This is a genomic window from Phenylobacterium sp. J367, assembly GCF_024699985.1.
Classification (GTDB): domain Bacteria; phylum Pseudomonadota; class Alphaproteobacteria; order Caulobacterales; family Caulobacteraceae; genus Phenylobacterium.
The window spans coordinates 3,811,298-3,825,419 of sequence record NZ_JAJONA010000001.1 but is presented as its reverse complement, the minus strand read 5'-3'; the positions used below and the strand labels follow the sequence as shown (position 1 = coordinate 3,825,419).

13 protein-coding genes and 1 pseudogene are annotated in these 14,122 nt (G+C 69.5%); 8 read left to right on the top strand and 6 right to left on the bottom strand.

Annotation, left to right across the window (positions count from 1 at the left end; genetic code table 11):
- Positions 1 to 19: 19 nt before the first annotated feature.
- From LRS04_RS20365 to LRS04_RS20355, 3 genes are read right to left on the bottom strand one after another with little or no spacing between them, the layout of a single operon-like run.
- Positions 20 to 871, bottom strand: coding sequence for an alpha/beta fold hydrolase (locus LRS04_RS20365; protein WP_257817892.1), 852 nt, complete (start codon positions 869 to 871; stop codon positions 20 to 22).
- Positions 872 to 894: 23 nt separating this feature from the next.
- Positions 895 to 1,371, bottom strand: a complete 477-nt coding sequence (locus LRS04_RS20360; protein ID WP_257817891.1) for a GNAT family N-acetyltransferase — start codon at positions 1,369 to 1,371, stop codon at positions 895 to 897.
- A complete protein-coding gene (locus tag LRS04_RS20355) occupies positions 1,368 to 2,228 on the bottom strand; it encodes an NAD(P)-dependent oxidoreductase (protein ID WP_257817890.1) in 861 nt (286 codons plus the stop codon). Before LRS04_RS20355 ends, LRS04_RS20360 begins: the two co-directional genes overlap by 4 nt.
- A gap of 86 nt (positions 2,229 to 2,314) precedes the next feature.
- Between LRS04_RS20355 and LRS04_RS20350 the strand changes: the two are divergent.
- From LRS04_RS20350 to LRS04_RS20330, 5 genes and pseudogenes are all read left to right on the top strand, one after another.
- A pseudogene (locus LRS04_RS20350) lies at positions 2,315 to 3,224 on the top strand (flagellar motor protein MotB).
- A 95-nt stretch (positions 3,225 to 3,319) separates the two neighbouring features.
- On the top strand, positions 3,320 to 4,087 hold the full coding sequence (locus LRS04_RS20345; protein ID WP_257817889.1) for an arginyltransferase: 768 nt from the start codon (positions 3,320 to 3,322) through the stop codon (positions 4,085 to 4,087).
- A 102-nt stretch (positions 4,088 to 4,189) separates the two neighbouring features.
- Positions 4,190 to 4,861 (top strand): DnaA/Hda family protein, encoded by a 672-nt coding sequence (locus LRS04_RS20340; protein ID WP_257817888.1) that lies wholly within the window; start codon positions 4,190 to 4,192, stop codon positions 4,859 to 4,861.
- 69 nt (positions 4,862 to 4,930) lie between these two features.
- Positions 4,931 to 7,138 carry an RNA degradosome polyphosphate kinase gene (locus LRS04_RS20335; protein ID WP_257817887.1) on the top strand — a complete coding sequence of 736 codons (2,208 nt, stop codon included), beginning with the start codon at positions 4,931 to 4,933 and terminating at the stop codon, positions 7,136 to 7,138.
- Positions 7,119 to 8,615 carry a Ppx/GppA phosphatase family protein gene (locus LRS04_RS20330; RefSeq protein ID WP_257817886.1) on the top strand — a complete coding sequence of 499 codons (1,497 nt, stop codon included), beginning with the start codon at positions 7,119 to 7,121 and terminating at the stop codon, positions 8,613 to 8,615. Before LRS04_RS20335 ends, LRS04_RS20330 begins: the two co-directional genes overlap by 20 nt.
- Positions 8,616 to 9,049: 434 nt before the next feature.
- Here the strand turns inward: LRS04_RS20330 and rnd are convergent, their stop codons facing one another.
- On the bottom strand, positions 9,050 to 10,219 hold the full coding sequence (rnd, locus tag LRS04_RS20325; RefSeq protein WP_257819207.1) for a ribonuclease D: 1,170 nt from the start codon (positions 10,217 to 10,219) through the stop codon (positions 9,050 to 9,052).
- A gap of 89 nt (positions 10,220 to 10,308) precedes the next feature.
- Here rnd and purM point away from each other — a divergent pair, with 89 nt between their 5' ends.
- From purM to LRS04_RS20310, 3 genes are all read left to right on the top strand, one after another.
- On the top strand, positions 10,309 to 11,334 hold the full coding sequence (purM, locus tag LRS04_RS20320; protein ID WP_257817885.1) for a phosphoribosylformylglycinamidine cyclo-ligase: 1,026 nt from the start codon (positions 10,309 to 10,311) through the stop codon (positions 11,332 to 11,334).
- A 68-nt stretch (positions 11,335 to 11,402) separates the two neighbouring features.
- On the top strand, positions 11,403 to 12,158 hold the full coding sequence (locus LRS04_RS20315; RefSeq protein WP_257817884.1) for a DUF3313 domain-containing protein: 756 nt from the start codon (positions 11,403 to 11,405) through the stop codon (positions 12,156 to 12,158).
- Positions 12,159 to 12,199: 41 nt separating this feature from the next.
- On the top strand, positions 12,200 to 12,904 hold the full coding sequence (locus LRS04_RS20310) for a hypothetical protein (protein WP_257817883.1): 705 nt from the start codon (positions 12,200 to 12,202) through the stop codon (positions 12,902 to 12,904).
- Here LRS04_RS20310 and LRS04_RS20305 read toward each other — a convergent pair.
- Positions 12,885 to 13,589, bottom strand: coding sequence for a thiamine pyrophosphate-dependent enzyme (locus LRS04_RS20305; RefSeq protein ID WP_257819204.1), 705 nt, complete (start codon positions 13,587 to 13,589; stop codon positions 12,885 to 12,887). The two genes, LRS04_RS20310 and LRS04_RS20305, sit on opposite strands and share 20 nt — an antisense overlap.
- 348 nt (positions 13,590 to 13,937) lie before the next feature.
- Complete coding sequence (locus LRS04_RS20300; protein ID WP_257817882.1) at positions 13,938 to 14,117, bottom strand: hypothetical protein; 180 nt, start codon at positions 14,115 to 14,117, stop codon at positions 13,938 to 13,940.
- Positions 14,118 to 14,122 lie beyond the last annotated feature (5 nt).

Sequence of the window (14,122 nt, the reverse complement as noted above, 5' to 3'; positions counted from 1 at the left end):
AACCAGAGCAACTTTCAGCTCACGGCCTCAGCCATCCCCTCAGGATCTCGTTCACCTGCTCGGGGGCCTCCTGCTGGACCCAGTGGGAGACGCCGGGGAGGCGTTTCACGGTGAGGTCCTTCACGTACTGGTCCGTGCCTACCAGCGTCTCGACGCCGAGCGCGCTATCCTCCTCGCCCCAGACGATCAGGGTCGGGCTCTCGATAACCGGCCAGGGGCGGTCGTTCAGCCGGAAGCGGAGCGCGGCGCGGTAGTAGTTGATCATCGCCGTCAGCGCGCCGGGCTTCAGGGCGTTTTCGGCGTAGTGGTCGAGCACCTCCGGCGGGAAGCGGCTCTTGTCGACGGCCATCTCCGAGAAGGCCCGGCGGACGCCGCGGGCGTCGCGGGCCTTCAGCATGGCTTCCGGCAGCCAGGGAATCTGGAAGAAGGCGACGTACCAGGAGCGCTTGCGCTGGGCCTTGGAGGTCTTGATCACCTCGGCGAAGACCGCCGGGTGCGGCACGTTCATGATGACGAGCTGCTTCACCGGCCGCCGCGAGGTCACGAAGGTCCAGGCGATCAGGGCGCCCCAGTCGTGGGCGAGAAGCGTGACCTCCTTGGCCCCCGAGGCGTCGATCAGGGCGGCGACGTCGTCCATCAGCCGTTCGATGGCGTAGCTGGCCACGTCCCGCGGCCGGGGCTCGGTGTCGCCGTAGCCGCGCAGGTCCGGCGCCCAGGCGCGGTAGCCGAGCTCCGCCAGCAGAGGGAGCTGATGGCGCCAGGAGAACCGGCTCTCGGGGAAGCCGTGCAGGCAGAGGGCCAGCTTCTCCCCCTGCCCCGCCTCGTCCACCGCGAACCGGAAGCCATTGGCCTCCACCGTCCGCGTCGTCACTCCGCCCCCCATGCGTGTCCCCCTCAGGTGCTGTAGTAGGCGCTCGCCTCGTCGTGGCCCGGCAGGTTGATCATCTGGACGAAGCGTAAGCCAAGCTTCTCCAGAACCCGCTGCGAGGCGGTGTTGGTCGGCGTGGTGATCGCCGCGACCTTGGATAACCCCATCTCGCTCCGGGCATGGGCCAGGACTGCGGCGGCGGCCTCGGTGGCGTAGCCGTGGCCGGCGTGGCGGGCCAGCAAGGCGTAGCCGATGTCGGGGGTGTCCAGGCCCTCGCGGCCCACGACGATTCCGGCCATCCCGATCGGTGCGCCAGACGGGTCGCGGATCACGAACCAGGGGCTCTTGGAGAACCGCTCGACGATGTAGGCCCGGGCGCCCTCGAGGTCCCGGACCCCGCGGTCGCCGATGTTGGCGATCCAGCCCGGATCGTTCAGCAGTTCGAGGACGAAGGCCGCGTCGGCCTCGGTCGGCGGCGAGAGCGTCAGACGCGCCGTCTTCACTCAGGGCGCTCCAGCCTGGCCACGAGGCTGGAGGTGTCCCAGCGGCCGCCGCCGAGGCCCTGGACCTCCCCGTAGAAGCCGTCGACCAGCTTCGTCATGTCGAGGGCCGCGCCGGTCCGGGCAGCTTCCTCCAGGACAAGCCCCAGGTCCTTGCGCATCCAGTCGACGGCGAAGCCGAAGTCGAATTTGCCCTCGCTCATGGTCTTCCAGCGGTTGTCCATCTGCCAGGACTGGGCCGCGCCTTTGGAGATCGCCTCATAGACCGCGACGGGGTCGAGCCCGGCGCGCTTGGCGAAGTGCAGGCCCTCGGCGAGACCCTGGACCACGCCGGCGATGCAGATCTGGTTGACCATCTTGGTGAGCTGGCCGGATCCGGCGAGGCCCATCAGGCGGATGGCCTTGGTGTACGGCGCCACGACCGTCTTCGTCCTGGCGAAGGCGACGGCGTCGCCGCCGCACATGATGGTGAGTTGGCCGTTCTCGGCGCCCGCCTGGCCGCCCGACACCGGCGCATCGACGAAGCCGATCTCGCGTTCGGCGGCCTTCGCGGCCATCTCCCGGGCGACCTCGGCCGAGGCGGTCGTGTGGTCCACGACCACCGCGCCGGGCGCCAGGGCCGGCAGGGCCTCGCCCACCACCTGGCGGACGTCGTCGTCCGCGCCCACGCAGAGCAGGAAGACCTCGACCCCGGCCGCGGCCTCGGCGATGGTCGGGGCCGAACGGCCGCCATAGGTTTCGACCCAGCGGGCCGACTTCTCCGGGTCCCGGTTGTAGACCGTCACCTCATGGCCGGCCCTGGCCAGATGTCCGGCCATAGGAAAGCCCATCACGCCCAGGCCGGCGAACGCCACCTTCATCCGCACACACTCCGTAACCTTAGCTGCATCTTAACGAGCCGCCGTCACCTTGGCCTTCGTGTAGCAGGCCCAGGGTGGGGTGAATCATGGCGGGTATGGGCGACCAGCCGATCATCATCAAGAAGATCAAGAAGGGCGGCGGCGGGGGGTCACCACGGCGGCGCCTGGAAGGTGGCCTATGCCGACTTCGTGACCGCCATGATGGCCTTCTTCCTGCTGATGTGGCTGATCAACACCACCAGCCCGGAGCAGAAGCGCGGCATCGCCGACTACTTCGCCCCGGCCAGCGTGTCGGAGACCACGTCGGGCTCCGGCGGCATCCTGGCCGGCACGGCTCTGGGCGAGGACGGGGCTAAGAGCGAGGGCTCGATGCCGATCATCGACGCGCTTTCGCCCGAGAGCCCGAACCCCGACGCCGGCAAGACCACGGACGAGGGCACGCCGGCCTCCGCAGAGGACATCTCCACCGAGGCGCTCCGCGAAGCGTTGCAGAAGCGCGAGGAGGCCGCCTTCGCGTCGGCCGCTCAGTCGCTGCGCCAGGCGCTCCAGGACATGCCCGAGCTCGCCGAGCTCTCGAAGAACATCATCATCGACCAGACGCCCGAAGGCCTGCGCATCCAGCTCGTCGACCAGGAGGGCCGCTCGATGTTCAACCAGGGCTCCTCGCAGCCCAATCCGCGGGCCCAGCTGCTGCTTCGCGCTGTGTCGAAGGTGATCAACCAGCTCCCGAACCGCATCAACATCTACGGCCACACCAGCGCCAACGTGAATGGCAGCAAGGCCGAGGGCGACTGGGGCCTGTCCGCCACCCGCGCCGACGCCTCACGGCGCATCCTGCAGGGCGCGGGGGTCGATCCGGACCGGGTCTACCAGGTGGCCGGCCGCGCCACGTCGGAGCCGCTCTATCCGGACGACCCCACCCTGCCCGGCAACCGGCGGATCGCGATCGTGCTATTGCGTGAGGCGCCGGTTCTGCCACCCGACCGCGGCCTTTAGCGCAGGCGCCTTGCGCTGTGGCTCCTCATGACGCCTAATCGGTTTCAGGCGCTCAACAAGGTTCAGGCGCCGGGTACTGGGGCAAGCGCAGGTCCGTGACGCAGCACTTTCCGACACGTCAGCTCAGGTTCTTCCTGACCGCGCCGTCGCCCTGCCCCTACCTGCCGGAGCGGTATGAGCGGAAGGTCTTCGCGCACCTGCCGCTCTCGGACGGCGCCTCGGTCAACGACAGCCTGACCCAGGTCGGCTTCCGCCGCAGCCAGAACATCGCCTACCGTCCCGCCTGCGAGGCCTGCGCGGCCTGCGTCTCGGCGCGGATCCCGGTCACGGACTATCTGTTCTCCCGCTCGGAGCGGAAGGTGCTGGCCCGCAACGAGGACATCGAGCGGCACCTGGTGGAGGCCGAGGCGACCATGGAGCAATTCGACCTGCTCCGCCGCTACCTCACGACCCGGCACGCCGACGGCGGCATGGCCGAGATGACCTGGCCCGACTACGTGGCCATGGTCGAGGACACCGCGGTCCGCACCCACATCATCGAATACCGCACCCGCTCGAAGGACGGCGGCCCCGGCGACCTGATCGCCTGCGCGCTTGTGGACCTGATGAGCGACGGACTTTCGCTGGTCTACAGCTTCTACGACCCCTCCATGCCCCGGCGGAGCCTCGGCTCTTACGTGATCCTCGACCACGTGATCCAGGCCTGCCTGACCAGCCTGCCCTATGTCTACCTGGGCTACTGGGTCCGCGGCTCGGAGAAGATGGACTACAAGGTCCGCTTCTCGCCGATCGAACTGCTGAAGCCCGAGGGCTGGACGCTCCTGGCCGCACGCGACATCAAAACCGCCGGCCAGACCGCCTGACATCGCCCCTGTGGGACACGGGGATGGAATCCGGCCGCGCTGGCGGCCGTCCCGCCGGGCCGCTAGAACCCCGCCGGTGAGCTTCCCTCCTGGATACGGCGCATGGCCCGACAGCTTCGGCTGACGCTCAGCCGTCCGGAATCCTACGGTCCTGAGGCGTTCGTGGCGGGCCCGTCCAACGCCCAGGCTCGGGCGGCGATCGAGGCCTGGCCGGCGTGGCCCGGCGGCGCGCTCGCGCTGATCGGCCCGGAAGGCGTCGGCAAAACCCATCTGGCGCGGATCTGGGCGGAGGCGGCCAACGCCGTGATCCTCGACCGCGCGGCCCCGGACCTGGACGCCGCCCGCGGCCGGCCTGCGCTGCTGGAGGACGTCGACCAGGGCGTGCCCGCGGAGGCCCTGTTCCACCTCATCAACCTGGCCGCCCAGCAAGGCGGCGGACTGCTGCTCGCCGCCCGCACCCCGCCGGTCGCCTGGCCCGCCGACCTGCCGGACCTGCGCTCCCGCCTGAAAGCCCTGTTCGTGGCCGAGATCGAGCCGCCGTGCGACAGCGTCCTGGAGGGCGTGCTGGAACGCTTCTTCCGCGAGCGCAGCATCCGGCCGGCCAAGGAAGTCTATCCCTACCTCCTTCGGCGCATGGAGCGGTCGATCCCGGGGGCCCGGGATCTGGTGCGACGCCTCGACGAGGGCGTGGACGGCGAAATCCGCCCGATTACCCGGCTGCTGGCGCGAGAGATCCTGGACGGCGATAACCAAAATCTTGACCTTTTCGAGTGAAGACTTGCGGCTGTCACAGGCCGGGTCCAGATACCTTTGACCGCCTGGAGATTCCGGAGCCGTCTCACGATGTCCCTCGCCGCGCCCATCGCCTCGAACCCCGCGACCGAGGCCGTGCGCGACAAGCTTGGATGGAACGAGGACCTGGCCGGATCGCCGACCCGGTTCTTCAACCGCGAGCTCTCGTGGCTGGCCTTCAACCGGCGGGTGCTGGCCGAGAGCCAGAACCCCCGGCATCCGCTGCTCGAACAGCTCCGCTTCCTGGCGATCAGCGCCAACAACCTCGACGAATTCTACATGGTCCGCGTGGCCGGCCTGAAGGCCCAGGTCCGCGAGGGCGTGCGTGTGGTGAGCCAGGACGGACTGACGCCGGCCGAGCAGCTTGAGCGGATCAATGCCGAGGCCGCCGACCTGATGGCCGACCAGCAGACGCGCTGGGCCCAGTTGCGCGGCGCCCTCGCCGGCGAGGGCCTGACGGTGGCGATGGTGGCCGACGTCACGCCGTCCGAGCGGGCCGGGCTGGAAGACGTGTTCCTGAACCAGATCTTCCCGGTCCTGACGCCGATGGCGATCGACCCGGCGCACCCGTTCCCATTCATCCCGAACCTCGCCTTCTCGCTGGTGCTGAAGCTCCGGCGGCAGTCGGACGGCCGGCTGCTCTACGCGCTGGTGCCGATCCCGGCTCAGGTGGCCCGCTTCTGGGAAATCTCGTCCAAGGGCCGCGGCCGCAAGGTCGAGCGCCGGGTGATCGCGCTGGAGAGCCTGGTGGCGCTCTTTCTCGACCACCTGTTCCCGGGCTGCGAGACGCTCGGCATGGGCGTCTTCCGCCTGATCCGCGACTCGGACGTGGAGATCGAGGAAGAGGCCGAGGACCTGGTCCGCGAGTTCGAGGCGGCGCTGAAGCAGCGCCGGATGGGCTCGGTCGTGCGCGTGGAGATCGAAGCCGCGCTGCCCGAGGAGCTGCGCGGCTTCATCTGCGAGAACCTGCACGCGGAGACCGACGACATCATCCTGATCGACGGGCTACTGGGGCTCGACGAGCTCTCCCAGCTGATCCCGAAGGACCGGCCGGACCTGAAGTTCAAGCCCTACGAGCCGCGCTTCCCCGAGCGGATCCGCGACCACGGCGGCGACTGTTTCGCGGCGATCCGCGAGAAGGACATCCTCGTCCACCATCCGTTCGAGAGCTTCGACGTGGTGGTCCAGTTCCTGCGCCAGGCGGCGCGGGACTCCAACGTGCTCGCCATCAAGCAGACGCTCTACCGGACCTCCACCGACAGCCCGATCGTCGCCGCCCTGATCGAGGCGGCCGAGAACGGCAAGAACGTGACGGCTCTGATCGAGCTGAAGGCCCGCTTCGACGAGGCGGCGAACCTGAAGTGGGCGCGCGACCTGGAGCGGGCGGGCGTCCACGTGGTCTTCGGCTTCGTGGAGTACAAGACCCACGCCAAGCTCTCGATGGTGGTCCGCAAGGAGGGCGACGCGCTTCGCACCTACTGCCACTTCGGCACCGGCAACTACCATCCGGTCACGGCGCGCATCTACACCGACCTGTCGCTGTTCACGACCGACCCGGCCCTGGCCCGGGACAGCGCACGGCTGTTCAACTACGTCACCGGCTACGCCCGCCCCGAGCGGCTGGAGAAGCTCTCCTTCTCGCCGGTGACCATGAAGCGCGACCTGCTGGCGCACATCAACAACGAGGCCGAGAACGCCCGGGCCGGAAAGCCGGCGGCCATCTGGGCCAAGCTGAACGCGCTTGTGGACGTGCAGATCATCGACGCCCTCTACGCGGCCAGCCAGGCCGGCGTCGCCATCGACCTCGTGGTGCGCGGCATCTGCTGCCTCAGGCCCGGCGTGCCTGGGCTCTCCGAGAACATCCGGGTGAAGTCGATCGTCGGCCGTTTCCTGGAGCACGCCCGGATCGTCGCCTTCGCCAATGGCCAGCCGATGCCGTCGTCGGAGGCGCGGGTGTTCATCTCCTCGGCCGATTGGATGCCGAGGAACCTCGACCGCCGCGTCGAGTGCCTGACGCCCATCGAGAACCCCACCGTCCACCAGCAGGTCCTCCAGCAGATCATGCTGGCGAACCTCAAGGATGAAGCTCAAAGCTGGACCCTGGACACCGAGGGCCGCTATAGGCGGGACCCGTCCTGGGACCACCCGAGCGCCTTTTCCGCGCACGACTACTTCATGACCAATCCCAGCCTCTCCGGACGGGGCCAGAAGGTGAAGGACATGCCGCGCGCGATCGATCATGTGGCCTCGCGGGGATAACCAGCCCGAGCCACGCCAGGCCGCCGTCATCGACCTGGGCTCCAACTCCGTCCGCCTGGTGATCTATCGGATCGACGGCCGGGCGCTCTGGACCGTGTTCAACGAGAAGGCGCTGGCCGGCCTCGGCCGCGACCTGCCGGCGACCGGACGCCTGTCGCCCGACGGCGTGGCCACGGCCATGACCGTGCTGCGGCGCTTCAGGATCATCCTGGAGGGCTGGCCGCCCGGCGACGTCCTGGTGGCGGCCACCGCGGCCGTGCGCGAGGCCTCAGACGGGCCGGCCTTCGTCCAGCGCGTGAAGGCCGAGACCGGCTTCGACGTCCGCGTGCTCACCGGAGAGGAAGAGGCGCACTACGCGGCTCTGGGCGTGATCGCCGGCGACCCGGCGGCCACAGGCGTGGTGGGCGACCTGGGCGGGTCCAGCCTCGAGCTGGTGCGGCTGCGGGACGGCGGCGCGCTGGAGGGCGTGACCCTGCCGCTCGGGCCGTTCGCGCTGGGCGCGCCCCGCCCGCTCGACATCGACCGCACCTGGCGGCAGATCGACTTGGCGCTGGACCCCGTGGCCGAGCGCTTCGCGACCCACGAGTTCCACGCGGTCGGCGGCGCCTGGCGGAATATCGCCCTCCTGCACATGCAGCTCGCCAACTATCCGTTGCACGTGGCCCACCAGTACCAGATGACCGCGGGCGACGCCGTGCAGCTCGTCCGGTTCGTGGAGCGGCAGTCCAAGTCGTCGCTGGAACGGATCGAGGGCGTCTCCAAGAAGCGCTTCGACACCCTGCCCTATTCGGCGCTGGTGCTGGAGGCGTTGATCGAGCGCCTCGGCATCGAGCGGATCGTGATCTCGGCCTATGGCGTCCGCGAGGGGATGCTGCTCGACGCCATGCCCGCCGACGTCCGCCGGCAGGACCCGCTGATCGCCGGCTGCGAGGCTCTGACCGCCGTGCGTGGGCTCTCCGCCGACCTGGGCGGAGCGCTGGAGGCGTGGCTCGCGCCGGTGTTCGAGCGGCTGTCGCCGGTGTTCGGGGCCCGCGACCCGGTGCTGCTGGCCGCCGCCTGCCGGCTGGCCGACCTCGGCGCGCGTCTCCACCCCGATCACAGGGCGGACATCGCTTTCGAGCAGGTCCTGCGGGCGCCGATCGCCGGCATGGACCACCCGGAGCGCGCCTTCCTGGCCTGCGTCGCCTACGCCCGCCACACGGCCAACAACACGCCGCCCGAGGCGGGAATGATCGGCAAGCTGCTGACCAACGAGCGCCGCCAGCGGGCCCGGGCGCTGGGCGCGGCGATCCGGCTCGGCTGCGACGTGTCGGGCCGGCACGGACGGCTGCTCGAACGCTGCGCGCTGAGCATCAAGGGCGAGAAGCTGCGGCTGAGCGCGGCGGACCGCTACGACGACATGCTACAGGGCGAGCAGACCGCCAAGCGTCTCCAGACGCTGGCCCAGGCGCTGAAGCTCAAGCCCGAACTGGCATAGCGCCCATAGCAAGAGGGCGGCGCCCGAGGAGACCCCGAACACCGCCCTCTAAGACTAGATCCGTTGGGGGATCCAGGCCTTCAAGGCCGGAGGAGAGATCCGCCTCGCTTCGGTCGCCCGATGCTCGGCTTCAGCCCGCCTCCGATGTCCTCGGGGTCTGTCGCTGTCCGGGTCGCCCCGCACCTCGCCGTCGCCCTCGAACCTCCTGCCCGCTCCCAGTCCGGTTTCCCGTTGCCGGTTCCCCGTTCCGCCGCGCCGCAGTCCCTCTCGGCAAGGAGAGATTTGCGCGTTCTCCGCCGGCCCGCAAGCGACCTGCGTTCTCCCGATGTGGGAAACCCACGTTCGCCATGTGGACAGCCGGTGGATAACCCTGTCAGCCGGACAGACTCCGCTGCAAGATCAAAGCCTTGGCTTATCCTCAGGAAGCTTGCGGATCAGCTCGCGGCGGCCGGTTTCGGGGCCCGCCGGACCTCGACGACCCGCACCCGGGTCCCGTCCAGCACCAGGGCGAGCTCGCCGCGCTTCAGCTTCAGCGCATCCTCGCCAAACGCCTCGCGCCGCCAGCCCTTGAGGGCCGCGGTGGGGGCCTGGTCGTCGTTGGCGATCTGCTCGAGGTCGGCGACCGTGGCGATCAGCTTCGAGGCGACACCCGCCTCCTCCGCCCGCGCCTTCAGGAGCACCTTCAGCAGTTCCACGACCGCGCCGGCGGCGGGCGACGGCGGCTGCTTGCTGCGCTCAATCACCGGGGCGTAGGCCTCCGGGTCCTTGAGCGCCTCGCGAACCGCGGCCAACAGGTCCGGCCCGAAGCGGGAGCCCGAGAAGCCCTTGGGCACCGAGCGCAGGCGATCCAGCGCCTCCGCATCGGTGGGCGCCTGGGTGGCGATCTCGTCGATCGCCTCGTCCTTTAGGATCCGGCCACGCGGCTGGTCGCGGAGCTGGGCCGTGCGTTCGCGCCAGGCGGCGACGGCGCGGTAGATGGCGAGGTACTTGGCCGTATGCCGGCGCGGCCGCAGGCGCTTCCAGGCGTTCTCCGGCTCGACGTCGTAGTTGGCCGGGTCGGTGAGGCTGAGCATCTCGTCGGTCACCCAGGCCAGCCGGCCCTCCTTCTCCAGCCGCTGGTGCAGCATCGGATAGAGGTCGGCCAGGTGCGTCACGTCGGCGAGGGCGTAGGTGAGCTGGCTGTCGGACAGCGGCCGGCGGGCCCAGTCGGTGAAGCGCGAGCTCTTGTCGAGCTCGATCTTCAGCATCTGCCGGACGAGCGCATCATAGGCGATCTGCTCGCCGAACCCGGCCGCCATGCCCGCCACCTGGGTGTCGAACAGCGGCTTGGGCATGGCCTTGAGGTTGTTGAAGATCTCCACGTCCTGCCGGGCCGCGTGGAACACCTTCAGGATGGTCTCGTCGCGCAGGACCTCGAGGAACGGCTCGAGGTCCATGTCCTCGGCCAGCGGGTCGATCACCGCATGCGCGTTCGGGGCCGCGGCCTGGATCAGGCAGAGCTTGGGCCAGTACGTCGTTTCACGCATGAACTCGGTGTCGACGGCCACGAACGGCTGGCCTTTGAGCTTGTCGCAAAACACCGCGAGTTCGGCGGTGGTTGTAATCGGGTCATCGAGTAGCTATAGCCCCGCGCGCGGTCGAGTCTGCAAGCCCGCGATAGCCCTCCGCGCAAGTTTCTCAAGGACTTTCCGTCATGTCCGACCGGCCGAATGGTCTCACCTATGCGCAAGCCGGCGTCGATATCGACGCGGGGAACGCCTTGGTCGAACGCATCAAGCCGTTGGCGCGGTCAACGCGCAGGCCCGGCGCCGAGGCCTCGCTGGGCGGCTTCGGCGCGCTGTTCGACCTCAAGGCGGCTGGCTACGACGACCCGCTGCTGGTCACCACCACGGACGGCGTCGGCACCAAGCTGAAGGTCGCCATCGAGACGGGCATCCACGGGACGGTGGGCATCGACCTGGTGGGCATGTGCGTCAACGACCTGCTGGCCCAGGGCGCCGAGCCGCTGATGTTCCTGGACTATTTCGCCACCGGGAAGCTCGACGTGGAGGCCGCCGCCACGGTGGTCGAGGGTATCGCCGAGGGCTGCCGCCAGGCCGGCTGCGCGCTGGTCGGCGGCGAGACGGCCGAGATGCCGGGCATGTACGCCGAGGGCGACTACGACATGGCCGGCTTCTGCGTCGGGGCGGTGGACCGCGCCAGGGTGCTGCCGAAGTTCGACGCCCAGAAGCCGGGCGACATCCTGATCGGCCTGGGCTCCACGGGGCCGCATTCCAACGGCTATTCGCTGGTCCGCCGGATCGTCGAGCGCTCGGGCCTGGCCTGGGACGCCCCGGCGCCCTTCGAGGCCGGCAGGACGCTGGCCGAGGCCCTGCTCGCGCCCACCCGGATCTATGTGAAGACCGTGCTGCCGCACCTGAAGGCCGGCCGAATCTCCGGCCTCGCCCACATCACAGGCGGCGGCCTGATCGAGAACCCGCCCCGGGCCATCAGGCCGGGGCTCGTCCCCAGGTTCGACTGGAACGCCTGGGACATGCCGCCGGTGTTCCACTGGCTCCAGGAGACGGGCGGCGTCGCCGAGCACGAGATGCGCCGGACCTTCAACTGCGGCGTCGGCCTGATGCTGATCGTCGACCCGCACGACCTCCCCGACGTTCTCGAAGGCCTGGCCCGTGACCAGGAAGACGCCTTCGTGATCGGCGAACTCGCCGCCGGCTGACCCGGCGGAACCGACTCTGGCGCGTTTGCAGGGTGATCCAGCAACCGCCGGGACGCGTATCCGCCGCCATGAAAGCCTATGCCGCCCTGCCCCTAGTCCTCGGACTTGCGGCCTGCACCTCGACGCCGAAGCCCTCGGGCTTCCTCTCGGACTACCAGGCCGTCACGCCCCAGAAGAAGGCGTTCCGCGCCGCGATCCTGGAGCGGAAGGCCGGCCCAGAGGTCGCGGCGATCAAGAGCGTGCGGATCGCGCCCAGCCGGATCCACGACGGACCAGCCTGGCTGAAAGAGCCCCAGCGCCGGGCGCTCGAGCGCGAGATCGACGCCCAGCTCTGCTTCGAGCTCTCTGAACGGTATCAGATCGGCGGCCCGGAGGCGGACGCCGAGGTCCGCGCGGCGGTCACCCGGGTGAAGCGCACCGGCAGGGTGGGCTCGGCGGCGTCGGCGGCCGCCAGCTTCTTCATTCCCGGCCCGATCGGCGTGCGCCTGCCCGGCAGCACCGGCGGGCTGGCGGCCGAGGCGGAGATGACCGGCCGCAACGGCGAGCAGCTCGCAGCCATCCTCTGGAGCCGCAACGCCATGGTGGTGGGCGCCGACACACCGTCCCTCAGCCAGGTGGGCGACGCCCTGCAGTTCATCGAGGCCTTCGCCGACGCCACCGCGGAGACCATGACCGCGCCCGGCGTGAAGCCGCCAGGCCCGCCGAAGCCCGACCCCTGCGCCGAGTATGGGCCGCGCATCCGGCCCGAGGGCTTCCTCGCCAAGTTCGCCACCGGTCTCTACGTGCCGGAGATGAGCGCGGCCAAGGGCGGCGCGGACAAGTGAGCGGGATCGCGAGGAAGGTCGCCATCATCGCGGCGACGGCCGTGGCGATCGGCGCGCCGGCCGCCCAGGCGATCCTCGGCTTCGGCCAGTCCGCATCGGAGTTTTCCGCGGGCGGGGACCAGACCCTGCGCGCCGCGGGCTACGCCTTCTCGATCTGGACGCCGATCTACCTCGGCATGATCGCCTTCACGATCTACCAGCTGCTGCCACGCAACGACGGATCGGGCATGGTCGCGCTGACGGCGCCCTACGGCGGCTTGGCTTTCCTCTCTTGCGGGATATGGATCCTGCTCAGCGCCTGGGACGCGGAGTGGATGACGGTTCTGGTCATCCTGACCGGGCTGTTCTCCGCCCTGACCGGCATGACGCTGGCGACCCGCGTCGCAGACGCGCCTCGCCGTGACATCTTCTTCTGCGCCTGGCCCCTCGCAGCCCTCGCGGGCTGGCTGACGGTGGCCGCGCCGCTGAACATTCTGACGGTAATGACCTCCCAGGGCCTGATCGGGGAGGAAGCCGCGGTCCCGGCAGCTCTCTCCGGGCTCGCGGTAGCCGCCGCCCTGGCGATCTTCACCCTGCGCCAGACACACCTGTGGCTCTATGCCGTCCCGGTGGCCTGGGGCCTTGCGGCGGTGGCCGTGGCCGAACGGAGCGGCAAACCCCTCGTCGCAGGTGTGGCCGTCGTTCTGGCGGTCGGCGTCCTGCTCGCCGCCTGGCTCTTCCGCCGGCCTACCGCAGCCCCGCGTTGATCTTCTCCAGCGCCGACTGCCCCGGCACCAGATCGGCGGTCTGGAGCTCGTTCAGCGGCGTCTCCACTGTCTGCAGGCCATCGTGCAGGTCGCTGGCGTCCGGATCGACATAGAGCAGGCCGGTGATCACCTGTCCCCTCGCCTGCCGGGCCTGGATGTAGCCCAGCGCCTGGGCGCGGTTGTTCGGATTGTAGAGCTCGTTCAGCTTGTGCAGCGAGAGCACCGTGCCGTCGTGCTGGGTGACCTTCACGGACTCGCCGGGCGCATAGTCCACGTGGATCGGGGCCCTGGGGCTGATCACGTCCAGCCGGTTCACCGCCTCGTTGTGCTCGCGGACATAATCGAAGCTCTTGGTGGAGCCCTGGTGGTTGTTGAACTGCACGCAGGGGCTGATGCAGTCGATGAAGGCCGCGCCCTTGTGGGTCAGCCCCGCCTTGATCAGCGGCACGAGCTGGGCCTTGTCGCCGGAGAACGAGCGGGCGACGTAGGTCGCGCCGAGCTGGAGCGCGATCGAGACAAGGTCGATGCCGGCGTCATGGTTCACCACGCCGCGCTTGGACTTCGAGCCCTTGTCGGAGGTGGCCGAGAACTGGCCCTTGGTGAGGCCGTAAACCCCGTTGTTCTCGACGATGTAGAGCATGTTCACCCCACGCCGGATGGCGTGGGCGAACTGACCAAGGCCGATGGACGCGCTGTCGCCGTCGCCGGAGACCCCCCAGATAGACCAGGTCCTTGTTGGCGAGGTTGGCGCCGGTCAGCACCGAGGGCATGCGGCCGTGGACGGTGTTGAAGCCGTGGGAATTGCCGAGGAAGTAGTCGGGCGTCTTCGAGGAGCAGCCGATCCCGGAGAGCTTGGCGATCCGGTGCGGCGGGATCTCCAGCTCATAGACCGCCTGAATGATCGCCGCGGAGATGCTGTCGTGCCCGCAGCCGGCGCAGAGCGTCGAGACCGAGCCCTCGTAGTCGCGGCGCGTGTAGCCCAGCGCGTTCTTGGCGAGCAGCGGGTGATGCAGCTGGGGCTTGGTGATGTAGGTCATTCCGCCGCCTCGATGATGGAGCCCACGGCCATGAGCTGGCCGATCTCGCCGGAGATGAAGCGGGCGGTGATGGGCGTGCCGTCGTAGTGCAGCACCGGGACGAGCTTGGCCGGGTTGATGCCGAGTTCGGTGGTCAGCATGGTCCGGAGCTGGGCGTCGCGGTTCTGTTCGACCACGAACA

Coding starts and splice junctions, on each gene's coding strand:
- LRS04_RS20315 (WP_257817884.1), top strand. CDS start 11,403: ATGAAAGCCTATGCCGCCCTGCCCCTAGTCCTCGGACTTGCGGCCTGC.
- LRS04_RS20335 (WP_257817887.1), top strand. CDS start 4,931: ATGTCCCTCGCCGCGCCCATCGCCTCGAACCCCGCGACCGAGGCCGTG.
- LRS04_RS20340 (WP_257817888.1), top strand. CDS start 4,190: ATGGCCCGACAGCTTCGGCTGACGCTCAGCCGTCCGGAATCCTACGGT.
- LRS04_RS20355 (WP_257817890.1), bottom strand. CDS start 2,228: ATGAAGGTGGCGTTCGCCGGCCTGGGCGTGATGGGCTTTCCTATGGCC.
- purM (WP_257817885.1), top strand. CDS start 10,309: ATGTCCGACCGGCCGAATGGTCTCACCTATGCGCAAGCCGGCGTCGAT.
- LRS04_RS20330 (WP_257817886.1), top strand. CDS start 7,119: ATGTGGCCTCGCGGGGATAACCAGCCCGAGCCACGCCAGGCCGCCGTC.